Raw genomic sequence first — 19,512 nt, 5'->3', positions numbered from 1 at the left:
TTTTTGTTTCAATTACTTCCACCAAATCCAAGTCCAAAGGTAATTTCGTACATTTCGAGGAGTAATACGAATGAAGCGCTCACCGTCAAAGAAGCAATTTAAATTTGGAAGTGTTTCATCTGGATTTTCTGAAACAAAGGTGACGATGTTTTCGTTACTTGTAACGGTTACTGTAATTGGTGGGTCGGTAGGTGAGACTTGAAGTTGTAACGAAATATTGGCTGTATTTTTAAAGGGATTATTAACAGGTGGACTTATTACTTGTACTGTGAATAACACGATAATTGTTTCGTTTGGTTCCAAATTAGTAGCGACTAGGAAACCGATATTCGGATTCGCTAGTGGAGAGCGTTCACCGTTAATAAAGACAGTGCCGTTTATAAATTGTAAACCTGCTGGAATAGTATCTTGTAATGAAATATTTGAGAGTGAAATTTTGGAAGTATTCGTAATGCGCACCGTGTAATCAAAATATTGATTTAAATAAGCAGAGCTGACGGAAGCATTTTTCGTGACTGTTGTAGTTATAAATTGAACTGGTATACGAACGATATTTGAATTAACAATGAAAGTAATAATTGGATCCTGTGGTGTCAATTGAAAGGCAGCGGTAACTGTTGCAGAATTTATAATTGTACTGTTTGAAGGAATAGAAGTTACGAGGACTTGAAATGTTATAGTTGCTACTGAATCTGCAGGTAAAGAGCCGATATTAATACCAGTGTCTGGACGAACATTTGGAACGGGAGTACCGTTAATTGTTACGCTGTTTTCTATAAATGTTGTACCAGCTGGAATTGTGTCTATAACAGAAGTGCTGATTGTCGGAATTGGGGAGTGATTAAATACCGCTAATGTGAATGTAATGATATCTCCTATAACGACAATAGATTTGTCAGTTGTTTTTTCAATACGAACCATTGGATCAATGACTGTCGTTGTAACGGTATTTGTTTGCTTTGTAATTGTAATAGGTGGTTTTGTTGGATCAATGATAACGGTATAGGAAACAGAAGCATCATTATTAATTGTAGATTGAAGAGTAGAAGAAGATATTGTCACTTGGAACGTAATAATAACAAATTCATTAGGAGCAAGATTTCCTAACGTAATACCATTTTCAGGATTCTCATTAGGCTGATTGATTCCGTTAATCGTAACACTACCAGCAACAAAAGTCGTATCTATTGGTACGGCGTCTATGGCAAGAAGGTCTTCAATCGTTACATTACCGCTATTCGTAATCGTAATTGTATACGTTAAAGTTTGACCAGGTAAGGCGTTTGTTACATCAGCAGACTTAAAAGCAATGACATTATCATTTTGGACAGTAGTTTTGACAGTATTTGTTGTAGTCGTATTTGTAACAGGTACGTTATTTGGGTTGACTATATAGTTAAAAGTAGTAATTGCGTTGTTGTTTAGTTCATTTGGTGTTGGAATAGAAGTCACAGTTACTTGGAATGAAACGATAGCATCTCCACCAATAGTTATAGTACCAATTGGTATGCCGCTTACTGGATTCACTCCTGGAAGAGTTTCTCCGTTTACAATGACGCTATTTTCTATAAACGTAGTACCTTGAGGAATAATATCTTGAATGATTACATCATTTACTGCAACATTACCGGTTTGATTTAGTGTAATCGTATACGTTAACGTATCACCAACCGTTGCAAATGCAAGGTCAACAGCTTTATTACTATTCAAATTCGCATGATTAATTTCTGTTAAAGCAGCTGATGAAATAATAGTTTCGGTAATAGGTGGTCGATTTGGTACCGTGTATTCATATTCAATTGTACTCATGTTAGAGATTGGATTTGTTTGTGGAATCGAAGTAACCCGTACTTGGAATAGAATGGTTGCTGTCGTATTAGGCGGAATGTTATCAATTTGTATACCGTTAAGTGGATTGTCATTTGGCCGAGCGTTGCCATTCACGATAACACTATTCTCTATAAAGCTCGTATTTGCTGGGATGATATCTGTAACAATAATGTTTTCTACTTGTATATTCCCATTGTTTGTAATGGAAATAGTGTAAGGGATAATAGTTTGTAGGTCAGCATATTGGATAGGTGTTGTTTTTGTCGCAATTACATTAGCAGAAATAACTTCAGTGAAGGTAATATTGCTAGTGGATATTTGTTCTTCCACGTTTATTGTATAACGAGAAGTTGATTGATTTTGAACATGGCCACTAGCAGGAAGAGCTACGACGGTAACAGAAAATGTGACTGGGATAGAAATATTAGGAGCAATCGTTCCTACAAGTATACCTGCACTTGGGTTGGCATTAAGCTGAGGAATGTTATTTACTAAAACGCTACCATCAATAAAGGTTGTTCCATCAGGTATATTGTCTGTAAATACAACAGTAGTGGCATCCGTATTCCCTGTATTCGTTAAAGTTGTTGTATAAGTTAAAATGTCACCAATTGTTACAGAGGTCAAATCAACAGTTTTAAGTGAAATGATATCAGCATCATTAATTTGAACGAAAGTAGTATTGGAAGTAGTAGATTTTTGAATTGGCGCAAAGTCAGGATTGAAAATAAAGTCGTAAACGATGTTTGCAGTATTAGGTGTTGGATTTACAGCAGGTAAATTCGTAACGGAAACTTGGAATGTTATTGTAGCCATTTGACCTGCTACGACATTAGGAATGGAAAAGCCGATATTCGGATCTGCTGCAGGAAGTACAGTATTGTTAACTATTACACTTCCTGGAATAAATACTGTTCCATCCGCTATAGTATCTGTAAAAAAGATGGAGTTAGTTGTAGTCGATCCATTATTTTGAATGAATACTGTATATTCAATGGTTTCATCAATGTTAGCTAATACAGTATTAGCGGATTTTGTAGCAATAAGAATAGCATCAATAAATTGTATATTTGTACTATTGGAAGAGGTTGTTTCTGAAATTGGTGGTCCGCTTGGGTCTGGTCGATACTCATAGTGAATGACGGCGATATTATTAATGTTATTTTGTGGCGGTATAGAGACTACGCTTACTTGGAACGTAACAATAATCGTATTATTTGGAAGAATTATATCAAGATTAATACCGGTAATTGGATTTTCGTTAGGTCTTGGTACGCCATCTACAAGAATGCTATTTGGAACGAATGTGGTGCCAGAAGCAATTGCGTCAAGTAGGAGAGTATTTGTAATAGGTATTGTACCGGCGTTTGTAACTGCGACTGTATATGTGATGATTTGACCGATACGTGTAATGGATCTGTTAGCGGATTTAATTGCACTAACATTTGCCGTTCGCACTTCAGTATTTACTGCATTTGATAACGATCTACGCTGAATAATTGGAGAACTAGGGTCAATTTGGTATTCGTACGAAGTGTCTGAAATATTAATGACTGTATTGCCCTCTGGTATATTTGTAAGTTGTACTTGGAATGAAATAGTGACTGTTTCATTTGGTTGTATCGTGCCGAGAGTTACTCCGTTTTCAGGATTAGCGCCAGGCTGAGTTACATTATTTATTGCTAAGCTATCTTCAATAAATATAGTACCTTCCGGAATGTTATCAATGAACACGGTATTGTTAGCTGGAACGGTTCCTATATTTTGTAGTGTATTTGTGTAGGTAATAATTTGCCCGATTGATACAAAAGTTACATCCGCGCTTTTAACAGAAATAATATTTGCGTTTTGAAGTGATGTTGTAACAATGTTAGAATTTGCAGAGCGATTTACTGGTGGGGCTGTAGGGATACTTACATATTGGTAAGTTGCTGAAGATTGATTTACAATTTCGGTTTCAGTAGGTGGATTATTTGTTTGCACTTGAAATAGTATCGTTTTGGAACTATTTGCTGGAATTGTTCCAATCGGTATTCCGTTTTCAGGATTTAGACCTGGCTGAAGGACACCGTTAATTGTGACACTATCAGGAACGAATGTAGTCCCAGCTGGGATAGAATCTGTGAAAACAATATTTATTGCGTCAACATTACCGATATTTTTCACTTCAGAAATATAAAGTATAGTTCCGCCAATATCTACAGTTGTTGGATTGGATGTTTTTGTAATTGTCAATTGTGCTTGCACGAAATTTGTAATGACGATATTACTAGTAGATGTTTCAGTAATAGGCGGTTGCCCTGGGTCTGGTTGGATTGTATATGTTGTATTGGATTGATTTGTAATCGATTCTCGCGAGAATGAATCGTTAATAAGAATTTGGAACGAAATAAGGTGAGTATCGTTTGCTGCTAAGGTAGGTAAAGTAACACCTACATTTGGATTGGCATCAAGTATAGCTGTTCCATTAAGTGTAAAACTATTTTCTACGAATGTAGTATCTTGGGGAATCGTATCTGAAAATATGAGATTCGCAGCTGGAATATTTCCGGTATTTTCTAGTGTTATTGTGTAAGTCAAAATATCACCTGTTGTTGCTTGAGGTGCATTGACTGCTTTTAAAGAAAGGATAGTCGCATCCGAAATTTGTGTGAAAGCAGGATTAGACGTAATTGTTCGAGAGATGATAGGAGCAGTTGGATCGGCGATAAAAGTATAGTCAATACGGGCTGTATTAGAAATTGGGTTCACGCTTGGAATAGATTGAACGATAACTTGGAATGTTACAGTGACGTTTTCTGACGGTGCGATGGAGTTTAATGGTATTCCTACGTTAGGATTGGCACCTGGAACGGAAACACTATTAATAGTTACGCTATTCGGAATAAATGCAGTTCCTTCTGGGACCAAATCTGTTAAAGTAACTGTATTTGCAGTAGTATTTCCGTTGTTTTGAACGACTACTGTGTAAGTGATTGTACCGTCAGTAGATTGTACGAGAGAATCTGTACTTTTAATTACGGATAACGATGCATCAACAACAGCTGTATTAACCGTATTAGACGAGGATGTTGCTGTAACAGGAGGTTGACTTGGATCGACAATATACGTGTAACTTGTAAGTGCTTGATTTATAATCGCTCCTTGCGGTGGAATAGAACTTGCAAGAAATTGGAACGTAATAGTAGCGGAATCACCTGGTGCGATAATACCAACTGGAATACCGAGAGTTGGACTTGCATCTGGAAGTGAAATCCCGTTGAGCGTAACACTATTTGGAACAAATAATGCTCCTTCAGGAACTCCGTTAATGAGTAATACAGAGTTTGCAGGGAAGTTTCCAGTATTCGTTAATGATGCTGTATACGTAATTACATCCCCGATAGATACAATTGAACGATTTGCTTGTAAAACAGTTGTAACAGTCGCGTTATTAATTTGTGTTGAAGCGCTATTAGAATTTATCGTGCCTGTAACAGGAGGAGAGGCCGGATCAACGATGAATGCGTATTGAATAGATGCTACGTTTGTAATCGGATTTGAAGGTGGAGTAGATGTAACTATGACTTGGAAAGTAACGGTTAAGGAACTACCTGCGCTAACTGTTCCGATATTCACTCCGTTATTTGGATTTGCGCCTGGAATGGTACTTCCATTTACAGCAAAACTATTTTCAACAAAGGTCGTTCCAGTTGGAACTGGGTCTGAGAAATTTACATTCGTAGCGTTTGTATTGCCGTTATTTTGAATCGAAACTGTATAAGTGATCGTATCTCCAATATTTGCAAAGGCTGTATTAGCAGTTTTTACAGCTGAAAGTATGGCTGTATTAATAGAAGTAACGAAGACATTCGTTTCCACATTGCCAGGCTGAGCCAGTAATGCATTGCCTACGTTATATTGGAAGTTAACAAATCCTAAGTTTTGGAGTTCAGGTGTGAACGTTGTTGGATTACTTACGATTTGTACTTGGAATATGATTGTAACAGTTTGATTTGGATTGATTGTATTTATGCCAACACCGTTAATAATCGAAGCGGATGGTAATGGAGTGCCATCAACAATAACTGATCCTGCAACAAATTGTGTCCACGATGGTAAAGGGTCTGAGAATATAGCGTTGTTAGCAGGAATATTGCCTGTGTTCGTAATAGTCGTTGTATACGTAATCGTATCACCAATCGTTGCAAAAGTTTTATCTCCTATTTTAATAGTATTTAAAATAGCACTTTCAATTTTGGTTGTCACGTTGTTAGAAATAATATTTTTTGAAACTGGAGGATTAGCTGGATTAACGATATGTTGAAAGCTAACGCTAGCTTGATTAGTAAGTGGATTTATAGGCGGAATTTCATTTGCGATAATGTGAAATGCTACGATGACAGATTCGTTTGGCGCGATATCACCGATTGGAACGCCTGTAATGATGTCTGCATTTGGGATGCTAGTTCCGTTCAGTGTAAAGCTATTCGGTTCAAAGGAAGTTCCGTCTGGAATAAGATCGGTAAAAATAACATTCGTTGCACTAACATTTCCGCCATTTGTAATTGTAACGGTGTAGGTAATATCCTGCCCGATATCTACCGTTGATACATTTGAATTTTTTTGTGCAGTAAGGATAGCGCTATTAATTTGTGTTGTCGTTGTATTAGATTGATTGGAAGTTGTAATAGGTGGCTGGCTAGGGTCAACGACATAATGATATGTGGTAGAAGCAGAATTAGAAATAGAAATAGGATTAAGTGTTGGAAGTGTAATAACAGTTGCTTGGAATGTAACGATTGCCGTATTACCACCATTAATGGAACCAATATTTACACCAGTTGATAAATCGGCGTTTGGAATGGTTTGCCCATTAGCTGTGAAACTATTTGGAACGAAACTTAAATTGCTATCAAGAATATCGATAATAGTTACATCAGTTGCGGTCACATTCCCGGTATTAGGAAGGTTAAGTGTAAATGTTATTGTATTACCAATGTCCGCAAAAGTAAGATTTGCTGTTTTTGTGGTAATAATAGTTGCGTTGTTTATTTGAAGAAGTGTAGTGTTGGAAGTAGCTGCACTCGATGCCGGCGGATTACTTGGATTAACAGTAAACTCATACGTGGTTGATGCTGTATTTGGTGCAGGGTTACTAGGAGGAATGCTGTTCACTGTAACTTGAAAGACGATACTATATATTTCATTTGGTGGAAGTGTTGCAAGTAATACACCTGTATTTGGATTCGCGTTAGGTTGTAAAACACCATCGACAGTTAATGTGTTAGGAACAAATGTGAGTCCACTTGGTAATGCATCTGTGAATACAATATTAGTTGCATCGGTATTGCCTATATTGGTAATAGAAGTAGTATAAAAAGCAGTTTGCCCGATATCTGCAAAGGATACACTTTCATTTTTCGTCATAGATAATATGGCTTCTTTAATCTGTGTTGAAACAGGATTACTAATTGAAGTTTCTGAGTCAGGTGGTGAGACTAATTGATACGATGTTGATGAGAAATTTACAATTGGGTTTTCGGTTGGTAATGATGTAACAGTAACTTGGAACGAAACTGTTACTGTAGTCCCGGCTGTTATTATCCCAATATTCACACCGTTCGATGGATCCGCCTCACTTTGAGGAACTCCATTAATAGAAAATGTGTTTGCAATAAATGTAGTTCCACTTGGCACGGTATCTGTGAATATAACATTTTGTGCAGATGAGTTTCCATTGTTTGTTAAAGCGACAGTATAAGTGAGTGTGTCTCCAATACGACTAAAGGATTTATCGACTTGTTTTAATGAAAGAATGGTAGCTGTATTAATCGTAGTAAACACTGTGTTTGAAGTAACGTTTCTTGAAACAATAGGTGCATTGGGATCAGCAATAAATGTGTAAGAAGCAGTAGCGGAATTGGCAATAGGATTTTGAACAGGGGTAGAAGTAGCGGTAACTTGAAATGCTATAGATATTGAGCTGTTAGGAGCAATTGATCCAATCGTTATGCCTGTATTAGGATTCAATCCAATTTGTGTGAGTCCATTTATTGTAACGCTATCAGTAATAAATGTTGTACCATTTGGTATAAGATCCGTGAAAGTAATATTCGTTGCATTTGTATTACCGTTATTCGTTAAAATTGTCGTATAGGTTATGGTATCGCCTAGTGTTACAAGGGTTTGATCGACCGATTTTACCATCGTTATCATAGCATTTAATACAGGGTTTGTAGCAATATTCGTTGAAGTAGAGGTAGTAGCAGGAGCGCTGTTTGGATTAACAGTATAAGAATATAAAATTGTGTCATTACCCATAATTGAACTGGAAGGGGGAACAGAAATAACATTTACTTGGAAAGTAACAGTTACTGTTTCACCAGGAGCGATATTTGGTATGTTTACTCCAAGTGCTGGTTGCGCACTAGACTGCTGAACGCCATTTATTGTGACTGAATTTGGTATAAAGGTAGTGCTAGCTGGAATAGCGCTTGTGAAAGTAATATTCGTTGCGGCTGTATTTCCGGTATTTGTAATAGTAGTTGTATACGTAATCGTATCTCCAACTGAAACGATAGATTTATCAGCACTTTTTTTGGTTGTTAAAATTGCGCTATTGATAGTTGTCGAAACTGCATTAGATACATTTGTTTGTGATACGGCAGGTTGGCTAGGATCGACCACATGTGCAAATTGTACAGAGCTAGAATTAGAAATTGGATTTATACTTGGAATGTTTGTAACAAGTACGTTAAGAGTAATCACGGCCGTTCCATTTGGGTTTATATTTCCAATCTGAATTCCGTTAGCTGGATTTCCGATTTGCTGTGTACCAGAATCGTTTGTAAGAGTGCCAGATATGAATGTCGTTCCATCAGGTAAAGTATCCGTAAAAATTATATTTTGTGAAGTGACATTTCCAGGGTTACTTAATGTAATTGTATAAGAAATTGTATCGCCAATTGTTGCGAAAGTTTTATTTACAGATTTGATTGCCACAATTTCCCCAGAATTTATTTGTGTCAAAACTGGATTGGACGTCGTACTTCTTGAAACGAGTGGTAAGTTTGGACCTGTCATAAATTGATAATTAATGGAAGCGCTGTTTACAACCGGTGAGTTTGGTCCGCCTGGTCCAATTGTGAAAATTGGATTTGGAATGCTAACTACTTGCACACGGAAGGTAACGTTTATAAAATCTCCAGCAATAATATCCCCAATCGGTATCCCATTCGCTGGATTTACTCCAGGCAATAAAACTCCGCCTACTCGAACGCTATCTTCTATAAATACTGTGTTATTTGGAATCGGATCTGTAAAAATGATATTCGTAGCAGTTGCGTTTCCTATATTATCCAATAAAACAGTATACGTTAAAAATGAATTTCCAGGTGCTACGTCAGAAAATAGTCGATCTACACTTTTCGTTGCTTGAATAATCGCTTCGTTAATTTGAACTAAAGTTGGATTACTTGTAGCTGTTTCTGTCACCGGCGGCTGGGTAGGATCAATAATGATCGAGTATGTTGTGCTAGATTGGTTCAAAGTTGGGTTTGTAGCTGGTATTGAGCCAACGATAGCTTGAAAGCTAATTGTTGTCGTTCCTCCAACTGGAATTGAGTCTAAAGAGATTCCGCTATCTGGTCTAAATCCAAGTTGTGGGATTGTATTAATTTGTACGCTATCAGGAACGAATGAAAGTTCAGGTGGTAATATATCGATAAAAACAGGTGTGTTTGCTGAAGTATTTCCGCTATTGGTGAGGATAGTTGTATACGTAATTGTATCTCCAACAGCAGCAAAAGCACTGCTTGCAGTTTTTGTTGCGATAACGGAAGCAGTATTTACTTGTGTAAAAGTTTTATTAGATTGAACTGTTCGTGAAACTGGCGGTTCATTTATATCTACAATAAAGCTATATTGAAGCGATGATTTGTTCGGGATTGGATTAGGGTTTGGAAGTGTTGTAATGTTTACTTGAAAACTGAGTGTAGCAGATGCATTTGAATTCAAGTTACCAATATTGATACCGTTTTGTGGATTTGCATTAGTAATAGTTGTTCCATTTACCGTAAAACTATTTGGAATAAACGTTGTACCATTTGGAATTACATCTGTAAAAATAACATTGTTTGCGGTAGTATTACCGGAATTAGTAATGGTAGAAGTGAAAGTAAGTGTATCTCCAATAGTAGCGAATGTTGAATTGACAGTTTTATTTATAGAAAGAGTAGCATCAATAATTGGAGTAACCGTTGTATTCGTAATTGTACTATTAACAGCAGGTGATTGGTTGGGATTCACGGTATATTCATAATTTACAAGAGCATTATTTGTTAATGTGCCACTAGGTGGTATCGCTAAAATTTGTGCTTGAAAAGTAATGAATACAGTATCTCCTGGCGAAATATCTGCCAAGTGAATACCAAGTGATGGATCTAATCCTGGTTGTGGGACATTATTGATCGTTACGGAGTTTTGGATAAATGAAGCTCCTGCACCAAGCCCATCCGTTAAAACAGTCGCACTAGCAGGAGTATTACCTGTATTTGCTACTGCAATCGTATAGGTAACGATATCACCAATTGCAGCTGTCGGTGTATTCACAGACTTCGTAGCGACAATAGTAGCGTTATTAATTTGAGTTGTTATTACGTTACTTAACGTATTAGCGGATGCTGGAGGTAAGTTAGGATCTACGACATACTGGTACGTTGTATTGCTTTGGTTCGGGATTGGATTTGGATTCGGGATGGAATTTACTTGCACTTGGAACGAAATTATCGTATTTGCATTCGGGTTTATTGGATCAATTGCTATTCCACTCGCTGGATTTACATTAGGTAGTATATTCCCATTTACTGTTACACTATTTGGAATAAAAGACGTCCCGCTTGGGATAGCATCTGTAAATACTATATTTGATGCAAGTGTGTTCCCGTTATTCGTTAAAGTAGTCGTGTACGTAATAATATCATTTACGTTAGCAAACTGTTTATCTACCGATTTCGTAGCGGCAATTGAGGCGTTATTAATAGTTGTCTGTACAGTGTTAGAAGCAACCATCTGCATTACAGCTGGTTTGGATGGATCATACGTATATTGGAATGTTGTGCCTGATTGATTTGTAATTGGATTTACAGCAGGGATAGTTGGTACAAAAACTTGGAATGCAACGGTGCGTGATGAATTCGCTCCTATCGTACCAATTGAAATGCCGGTAGCAGGATTTGCGTTAGCTACAGGGACATTATTAATCGTTACAGTATTAGGAATGAAGAGGTTACCCGCTGGAATGATATCTGTAAATGTTACATTAGCAGCAGGGATATTCCCGTTATTTGTTAAAATAGTCGCATATAGTATGACATCACCAATATCAGCGAAGTTTGTACTCGTTAGTTTTGTAGCAACGATATTAGCAGTATTAATTTGTGTAGTTACTATATTGCTAGCGGCGTTTCTAACAAGAGCAGGTAAGTTTGGATCAGTGATAAAGCTATATTGAAGTGAAGCGCTGTTTTGAATTGGGTTTGGTGAAGGTAGCCCATTTGCACTTATTTGAAACACAATCGTTGTAAAACCACCTGAAGGAATGGAGCCGACTTGAAGACCGGTACTAGGGTCTGCACCTTGTTGTAAAGTACCACCTATAAAAATACTATTTGGTACGATAGTGGAGCCATTAGGAATTATATCGGTAACAATAACATTATTTGCTATAGTATTTCCAAGATTAGCTAAAGAAATTGTATATGTGATTGGTTGCCCGACATCGGCGATAGTTAAATCTACTTCTTTGACAATCACTACATTTGCTAAATTAATTTGTGTACTTACAGTGTTACTTACAGATGTTTCTATAGTTGGTGGATCGCCCGGATTTAGAATAAAACTATACTGTGTACTAGATGAATTTAATGTTGGGTTTTGTGTTGGTAAAGAGGTGATGGTTACTTGATAAGAGACGGTAAGTGAGCCGTTAGCAGCAATGGAAGGTAGCGGAACACCTATATTTGGATCTGCGTTATTTTGGAGTACACCATTAATAAGAAAAGTATTTGGAATAAAGGTAGTACCGTCTGGATTCGTATCTACGAAAGTAGGACTATCAGCAGAAACACTTCCTGCATTCGTCAAAGTAACAGTATAAGTTAATGTATCCCCTACGGTAGCGAACGCTCGATTCACTGTTTTGGCTGAAATGACATTTGCATCGTTTACTTGAGTAAATGTAGTGGTTGAAGTAGTGTTTTTACTTACAGGTGAAGCGTTTGGATCAACGATAAAGTTGTAGGAGATAGAAGCACTATTCGAAATAGGATTTGGATTTGGAATGCTAGTTATTACTACTTGGAATGAAGCTGTAATTGTAGTATTAGCATTGATGCTACCAATATTGATGCTAGTTGGTGTAACGCCTGGTTGAGTAACACCGTTAACTATAACGCTATTTGGTACAAAGGCGGTTCCATTCGCAATTGAATCGGATAGTAATACATTGTTCGCTGCAACATTCCCATCGTTAGTAAGAGCAAAGGTGTAAGTTAATACATCGCTAACTTCCGCAAACGTTTTATCTACAGATTTATTAACGTGGAGATTTGCTAGTCTAATTGTTGATGTAACAGAATTAGAATTTGCTGTTTTTGAAGTCGGTGGCAAACTTGGATTTACAGTGTAAATATAAGAGGCAAAAGCATTATTAATAATAGGGTTTTGGGCAGTAATGTTAATGACTGTTACTTGAAAGGATAAGGTAAAAGTAGCTCCACCAGGAATTGTGCCGATAGGTAATGCAACGAGAGAATCTACATTTTGCAAAACTCCGTTTAGTGTTACAGTACCAGGATTTAATATCGTTCCATTTGGAAGTGGATCTGTTAGTTGTACGTTATTAGCGGCTGTATTTCCGCTGTTTGTAATAAGGATTGTATAACTTATCGTTTCGCCAATTGTGGCAAATTGTTTGTTAGTTGATTTTGTTAATGTTACATTCGCATTGTTAATTTGAGTGGAAACGAGATTAGAAGAAATGTTTTTTGTAACGGGTGATTGGCTAGGGTTGACGGTATATTGATAAGAAGCACTTGATCCGTTAGATACGACATTTGACGCGGGTATTGTATTTACTACTACTTGAAATGCAACATTTTTTGTTGTGCCGCTTGGGATGGATCCAATATTCACGCCGTTAGCGGGAGTTGCGCCCACTTGTGTCGTGCCATCTATTGTTAAACTGTTTAGAACGAAAGTTGTTCCAGTAGGGATGACATCTGTAAAAATAACATTGTTCGCATTTGTATTACCTGTACCTGTAAAGGAAACGGTGTACGTTAGTGTGTCACCAATATCTGCAAAATTTTTATCTACTGCTTTCGTCATTGTTACAGTAGCATTATTCACTTGAGTGGAGACAATATTTGTCGTATCAGTCCCACTTACTGCTGGTTGATTAGGTACAGGAATGTATTGATATGTTGTTGTTCCACTATTTAATATTGGGTTTGTTTGAGGGATAGAAGGAACGAGCACTTGGAATGAAACAGTAGTAGTGGAATTTGCTGCAATCGAACCAATTGGTATACCATTAGCGGGATTTGCTCCAGCTTGAGTAACTCCGTTAACAGTTACACTCCCTGGAATGAAAGTAGTTCCGCTAGGAATCGGATCCGTATATATAACGTTCGTTGCAGCGATATTTCCTATATTAGCTAAGGCAATACTGTAAGTTAATGTTTCACCAATATCGGTAAAAAGTTTGTTAACTGATTTTGTTCCATTAATATCTGCGAGGTTAATTTGTGTTCCAGCAGAGTTGCTTGTTGCAAGGCCGTTAAAGGTTGTTCCTCCAGCGATTGGTGTATATTGAAATGTAATATTAGCAGTATTAGAGATAGGGTTTTGATTTGGAAGAGAAACGACGGTAGCTTGGAAAGTTACTGTACGAGAAGCACCATTATTGATTGTTCCAAGAGATATACCAGCCGCAGGATTAGCATTTGTTTGTGGTACGTTATCTACTGTTACAGTGCCGGGTATAAAAGAAGTACCGTTAGGGAGACTATCTATAAAAATAGCGTTATTGGCAGGAAGAAGCCCGGTGTTAGGGATAGTAACTGTATAAGTGAGAATATCTCCAATTGCAGCAACACTTTTATTCACGCTTTTCGTCGCTTGTATATTTGGTGAGTTTATATTAATTTGTAAACCGACTGTATTTAACATATACGCATCTCCGTTAGTTGTTAAACGGATTGCGGCGGATACTTGTGAGTTTGTTAAATAAGGAGAAATATCAATGGAAGTAATGTCCCAGCCCTGTCTTCCTGCGGAGATGTTTGTACTTGTAGAAGCACTTTGATTTCGCGTTCCAAATGTCCCTGTTGTATCTAAGTTTCCTGCAGCATTATTAACTTGAGAACCGAAGAAATTATTTATAGCATTGTTTGGTCCAGATAAAGCATTTAATGAACTGAAATTTGGTCCAAATAAAGCTTGATCCCCGGTTAAATCTGCATCTCCTTCGGTAGAACTTAAAAATAATCTCCCGCTTACTGGTCCTCCTGAAGGTGTTAAAAATCCAGAAACAGATACATCGGCACTACCAGTTTCTGCAGAAACACGGTTACCAGCTACATAAATGGTTAAGTTTCTTGCAGGTAATGTCCCGTTTTGATAAGCGACAATGAGTGTCCATCCGGCCGAGTTAATGGATCCATTTGAAGCATCTAAAGGATCAACAAGTCCAGGGACAGCTCCTGTAGTATAAGAACCAGAACCTCCAGCTTGAATAAGAGTTGTTACGTCTGCTGAACGAGTATAAAAGCCAAATGTAATAGAGTTTGAAACGAACGTTTGATTTGAAGCTGTAACAGCTGAAGGAGTAATTGAGTATGTTGAAACGGGTGTTGTAAATGAAACGGGATTACCTAGAACACTCGTAATGTTTTGATCACGAGATAAATAGTTTCCACCCCAAACGAGTTCTGCGTAAAGAATAGTGCTACCAGCAGGGATATTTAAAATAGCGGTAGAACTATTTTGTGTATAGGTTAACGTTGTACCTGCGGGAAAAGTAGGTACTTGTAAAGCGGTATTCGTAGTTATAAACGCACCAATTGCCCCGATTGTACCAGCACGGTTTTGATTACTAATTTTACTTAATCCTAAAGTATTACCTGTAATAGCGAGTGCGCCGTTAGTGGTGGTAGAAAATCGATTCGTAATGGGCATGTTGTCACCTCATTTCCAATATAGTCTTGGTCAAAATAGGATATGTGTGTGATAAATAAATGGAAACATGTACAAGTTGATTTGATAATAATGATTTAAATGTCTAGATAAGGGGATGGAGTATGATTGAATTGGAAATTAGAGTGGAGCGTCTTAGGGAAGCAAAAACAGGGAATATTGTATCATTATCTTCTTATATTGGGTGGGATTATAACAGAGAAGAAATTGAGACTATTTTTAACGCAGGGAATGTATACGGTGTTTGGAATGAGAGAGAGGAACTAATTGCTAGCGCGGCAATAATATTATATGGGGAGAAATTAGCGTCTATCGGAATGGTGATTGTACATCCAGATTATAAGGGGAGAGGGATTGGAAAGATAATAACGGAAGCGTGCGTTAAAAGCGTATCAGCTCATACCCCAATTATGCTTATTGCTACGGATGAAGGGAAACCTTTATATGAAAAGTTAGGATTTAGGGCAGTAAGTTATGTTTCTAAATACATATGTAACTCATACAATGCGAAAGATTATTGTGTAAGAAATGAAGATTATGTGATGAATTATGAAGAGGGTGATTTAGAAAAAATAATAAAAATAGATGAATATGCGTTTGGAACAAATAGAAAAGAGTTTTTAAAGAAAAGAATTATGCAAAGTGAACAGTGTATCGTTGTAAGGGACAAGGAACAAAATGTATTAGGTTACGGTTTAAGCATACAAACACCAGAAAATAAGATAATAGGGCCGGTTGTTGCTAAAAATGATGAGATGGCAATGAGAATTGTACATGATTTAGCAAGAGGGCATAATGGAAAATTAAGAATGGATGTACCAGAAGGAAAGAACGATTTCATGAAAGAATTAGAGGTTGCTGGTTTTAAAAAAGTGAATACACCACCAATTATGATGAAAAATAGTAATCGGTTATTAAAAAGAAATAGTGAACTATATAGTATTGCAGCGCAAATTTTTGGATAAAAAAGAATCCTTTTAAATGAAGGATTCTTTTTTGAGCCAATTTAATCACGATATTGGTCATGAGTTGGCTGAAAGAGGTCTTCCTCGATATCTCGCACCATAGAAAAATGATCAACGTTATAATGACCGTGTAAAGTTTTATTGTGATGACCAATAATTTGTTCTGCAGACAATACGTTAGAATCAGTTGTTGAATGACCGTTTTTAATTAATGTAACGTCAAATCCTTGTACAGTTGCTGTCCTAACGGCAGTGTCAATGCAATGTTCTGTTTTACATCCGCCTATAACAATATGATTAATGTTTTCTTCTTTTAAAAGTTCAAGTAAAGAAGTACCGTAGAATGAATTGGTTGCTGCTTTATTAATAAAGATTGCAGACTGGGGTACTTGAATTTGATTATGTACTTCAAATCCTTCGCCACTACCAGAAGCAACATCGATATCTCTTACGAAAACAATAAGAGCATTTGAATCTATTGCTTTCTGGAGGGCTATATTTAGTGTAGATAATAGCTCGGTTTTACGAAAAACTTCATTTTCTTGCTCATTTCCATCAATTAATTCTTGCTGAGCGTCGATAATTAATAGTGCTTGTTTCATCGTGTCTCCCCTTTAATATGAAATAAGTTTCACTGTACATATTCCTTCAGATTGTTAGAAAATCCTCCATTGTAAGAGAAGTAGAAGATTGATTTACAAAGTTGTCAAAGAAATTTCATTCTCATAGCGTGTAAAAACATGTATGATAGGAGATGGAGAATTTTTGAGTAGGTGGGAATAACATGCAAACAGTAGAAGATTATCTTTCATTCTTACATACGAAAGGATTTAAATTATCAGAGGAAGCACAAGGGTTTATTATGTTTGGACAAGGATATACTGGTGCGTCTGATGGGATTGTGAACGCAGCAATAGAAGCGACAATTAAACATCAATTGCAGTTTGATGGTAGTTATTTCGTTGCGTTATTAGAACGATTGAAAGAGGAAGAAATTACAGATAAAAAAAGCGCTAAGGCTTTTATGCGGAAGTTACAAGCGTAACTTCACGCAGCCTGCGCTTCTTTTTTTGTTTTGGAAGGTAATTCAACAAAAATCATGCCTAGAAAAATACATAGACATCCGATAATAGCAGAAATAGAAAGTTGTTCATTTGCAACGAGAACGCCTGTTAATGCAGCAAAAACGGGCTCCATTGCGAAAATAATTGCTACTCTCGTTGGAGAAGTGTGTTTTTGTGCCGATGTTTGAATGAAAAAAGCAATAGATGTTGCAAACAGGGCAGTTAGAAAGAGTGCGAATAAAAAGGATTGATTCGTCCATAGTGATACTGAAAATAACTTTTCCCAATCTTCAAACAAGAAAGCGCAAATAGAAGAAAATATACCAACAGCTAATACTTGAGATGTGCTTAATAATAAAGGTGATATTTTTTTAGAAAAGAAGCCGTTAATAAGAATATGGGCAGCGAAAGCGACTGCACAACCGAGAACAAGTATATCTCCTATATTTAATTGGAAAGAATCAGCAGCTGTTAATAAGTACAAACCTGTTGTAGCTACAGCAATACCAAGTACGATGAAAATGGTGGCTTTTTGTTTTAAAAAGATAAAGGATAAGATTGGGACCATAACAATGCTTAGCCCAGTTAAGAAACCTGCTTTTGAAGAAGTTGTATAGAGTAAGCCAAATGTTTGTAATAAATAGCCGACAAATAAGAAGAACCCAACTATTAATCCAGCTAAACTACTATGTTTTAATTCTTGTTTTGAAGTTTTCTGTGAGAAAATAATTTGAACGAATAATAAAATAATTCCAGCGAATAAAAAACGAATACCATTAAACGTAAATGGACCAACGAAAGACATAGCGTTTTGAACGACAACAAACGTAGCTCCCCAAATAAAAGAGACAAATAATAAAGCAAGAGGAGCAATCCACTCTTTTTTCACACTCATACCCCCGTTAATTTTGTAAGATAGCTTTTCTAGCTAATTCATCAGCTACTTTATTTTGACTACTTGGAATCCACTTAATAAAAAACAGATCGAAGTTTTTTATGTACTGTAGTGCTTCATCTAAAAGAGGTGCAAATATTTTATTTTTTGCGTATTCCTTTTCAAGAGCTCGCTCAACAAGCTGCGAATCTGTACGAAAAGAGACAGTGCTATAATTATGCTCAATGCAATATTTTAATGCTAGAAGTAAAGCGCGGTATTCTGCTTCATGATTGGACATTGTTCCAAGTGGTACTGATAATTGTACAGGCGGCTGAACGCCTTTAATAAACACTCCTGCACCAGAAGGACCAGGATTTCCTTTTGATGCACCATCAATATATACTTCAATCAAAATGAGAAACCTCCAAATTATAAGGTTATCCCCTACTTAAATATTTTTTTGAAGTAGGGGATAGAGTAGTTATCCGATTGTGATGCTGTAACGACATGTAAATGTTTCATTCGCTTGTAAAGATTGAATTCCCTTTTTGTCCTTGAAATCTTTTGCTGGATTTACTTCATCAGCGATTCCATACCAAGGTTCAATACATAAGAAAGGTGCGTTATCCCCTGGTGTCCATACGCCGACAAATGGAAATTCATCAAATTCTACTTTTACAAATTTATTATGTTTATGAGAACGAATCGAAATTTCATTTGTATTCATATGTTCAAAAATAAGTGCATCATTTTTGAATAAATCGTATGTAAGTGGCAATTCAGTCGTATTTTCAGCGATTAATTGCTTTTTGTTTGAAAGATAAGGTCCTTCTAATACGCTTGTTTCTAAGCGTTCCGAACCATTAAACGATAAGTGATAATCTGTAAATGATTCACCGTCCAATAAAGGGAAGTTGAATCCAGGATGTGCGCCGATTGAGAAGAACATTTCTTTAGAAGTAGGATTGTTTACTTCATATGTTACATGAACACTTTGTCCATCTAGCTCATAAGAAACGAGTAATTCGAATTCGTATGGGTATTTTTTTAATGTTTCTTCATTACTAGTAACGATATAAGTGATCTTTGTTTCGCTTTGTTCTTTCACAGAGAAAGTAAGATCACGAGCGAAACCGTGTTGTGTTAATGAATATGGTTTACCGTCTACGTAGTATGTATTATCTACTAATCGACCAACAATTGGGAACAAAATTGGTGCACGGCGTCCCCAATAAGTAGAATCACCTTGCCATAAATATTCTATGTTGTCTTCTTTTAAGCGAACGCTCTGTAATTCTGCACCTTTGTCAGAAATAGAAACGATCACTTTTTCATTTTGAATTGTTGCTGTCATGAAGTGAAACCTCCTAAATTTTTCATATGTTTCATTATACGTTGTCTAAAAGGAAAAAGGTAGTTTATGATAGGAAATCTATTGACGAAAGAGGGGCTACCACGTAAAATATAATCTTGTTGCTTAAAAAACGAATAACGTGGTTCGAAACCATCCCACGTAAAAAAACTAAGGAGATTTTGT

At 36.6% G+C, this 19,512-nt stretch carries 7 protein-coding genes and 1 riboswitch; of the genes, 2 read left to right on the top strand and 5 right to left on the bottom strand.

Translation table 11 applies throughout. The annotated features are described in order from the left end of the window. Positions 1 to 12: 12 nt before the first annotated feature. Positions 13 to 15,051: a cell surface protein gene (locus ACTFR8_RS06210; protein ID WP_252209909.1), complete on the bottom strand. Its 15,039-nt coding sequence runs from the start codon at positions 15,049 to 15,051 to the stop codon at positions 13 to 15. 122 nt (positions 15,052 to 15,173) lie between these two features. Between ACTFR8_RS06210 and ACTFR8_RS06205 the strand changes: the two genes are divergently transcribed. Next, positions 15,174 to 16,034, top strand: coding sequence for a GNAT family N-acetyltransferase (locus tag ACTFR8_RS06205; protein ID WP_000571012.1), 861 nt, complete (start codon positions 15,174 to 15,176; stop codon positions 16,032 to 16,034). 41 nt (positions 16,035 to 16,075) lie between these two features. Here the strand turns inward: ACTFR8_RS06205 and ACTFR8_RS06200 are convergent, their stop codons facing one another. Then, the gene (locus tag ACTFR8_RS06200) at positions 16,076 to 16,636 is read right to left on the bottom strand and encodes a cysteine hydrolase family protein (protein WP_000806320.1); all 561 of its coding nucleotides are present in this window, start codon (positions 16,634 to 16,636) and stop codon (positions 16,076 to 16,078) included. Positions 16,637 to 16,818: 182 nt separating this feature from the next. Here ACTFR8_RS06200 and ACTFR8_RS06195 point away from each other — a divergent pair, with 182 nt between their 5' ends. Then, entirely contained in the window at positions 16,819 to 17,079 is a 261-nt protein-coding gene (locus tag ACTFR8_RS06195) for a DUF6123 family protein (protein WP_001195212.1), read from the top strand. Positions 17,080 to 17,081: 2 nt separating this feature from the next. Here the strand turns inward: ACTFR8_RS06195 and ACTFR8_RS06190 are convergent, their stop codons facing one another. From ACTFR8_RS06190 to ACTFR8_RS06180, 3 genes are all read right to left on the bottom strand, one after another. Further along, positions 17,082 to 17,987, bottom strand: a complete 906-nt coding sequence (locus ACTFR8_RS06190; RefSeq protein WP_000712602.1) for a DMT family transporter — start codon at positions 17,985 to 17,987, stop codon at positions 17,082 to 17,084. 13 nt (positions 17,988 to 18,000) lie between these two features. Then, positions 18,001 to 18,387 (bottom strand): reverse transcriptase-like protein, encoded by a 387-nt coding sequence (locus ACTFR8_RS06185; protein WP_000573878.1) that lies wholly within the window; start codon positions 18,385 to 18,387, stop codon positions 18,001 to 18,003. Positions 18,388 to 18,456: 69 nt separating this feature from the next. Further along, positions 18,457 to 19,329: an aldose 1-epimerase family protein gene (locus tag ACTFR8_RS06180; RefSeq protein ID WP_000127395.1), complete on the bottom strand. Its 873-nt coding sequence runs from the start codon at positions 19,327 to 19,329 to the stop codon at positions 18,457 to 18,459. Between the two features lie 133 nt (positions 19,330 to 19,462). Beyond that, positions 19,463 to 19,507, top strand: a riboswitch (PreQ1 riboswitch). Positions 19,508 to 19,512: the final 5 nt, after the last annotated feature.

Origin of the sequence: Bacillus cereus group sp. MYBK15-3 (genome assembly GCF_051916765.1) — a bacterium.
GTDB lineage: Bacteria > Bacillota > Bacilli > Bacillales > Bacillaceae_G > Bacillus_A > Bacillus_A cereus.
This window is presented reverse-complemented; position numbering and strand designations above follow the sequence as displayed.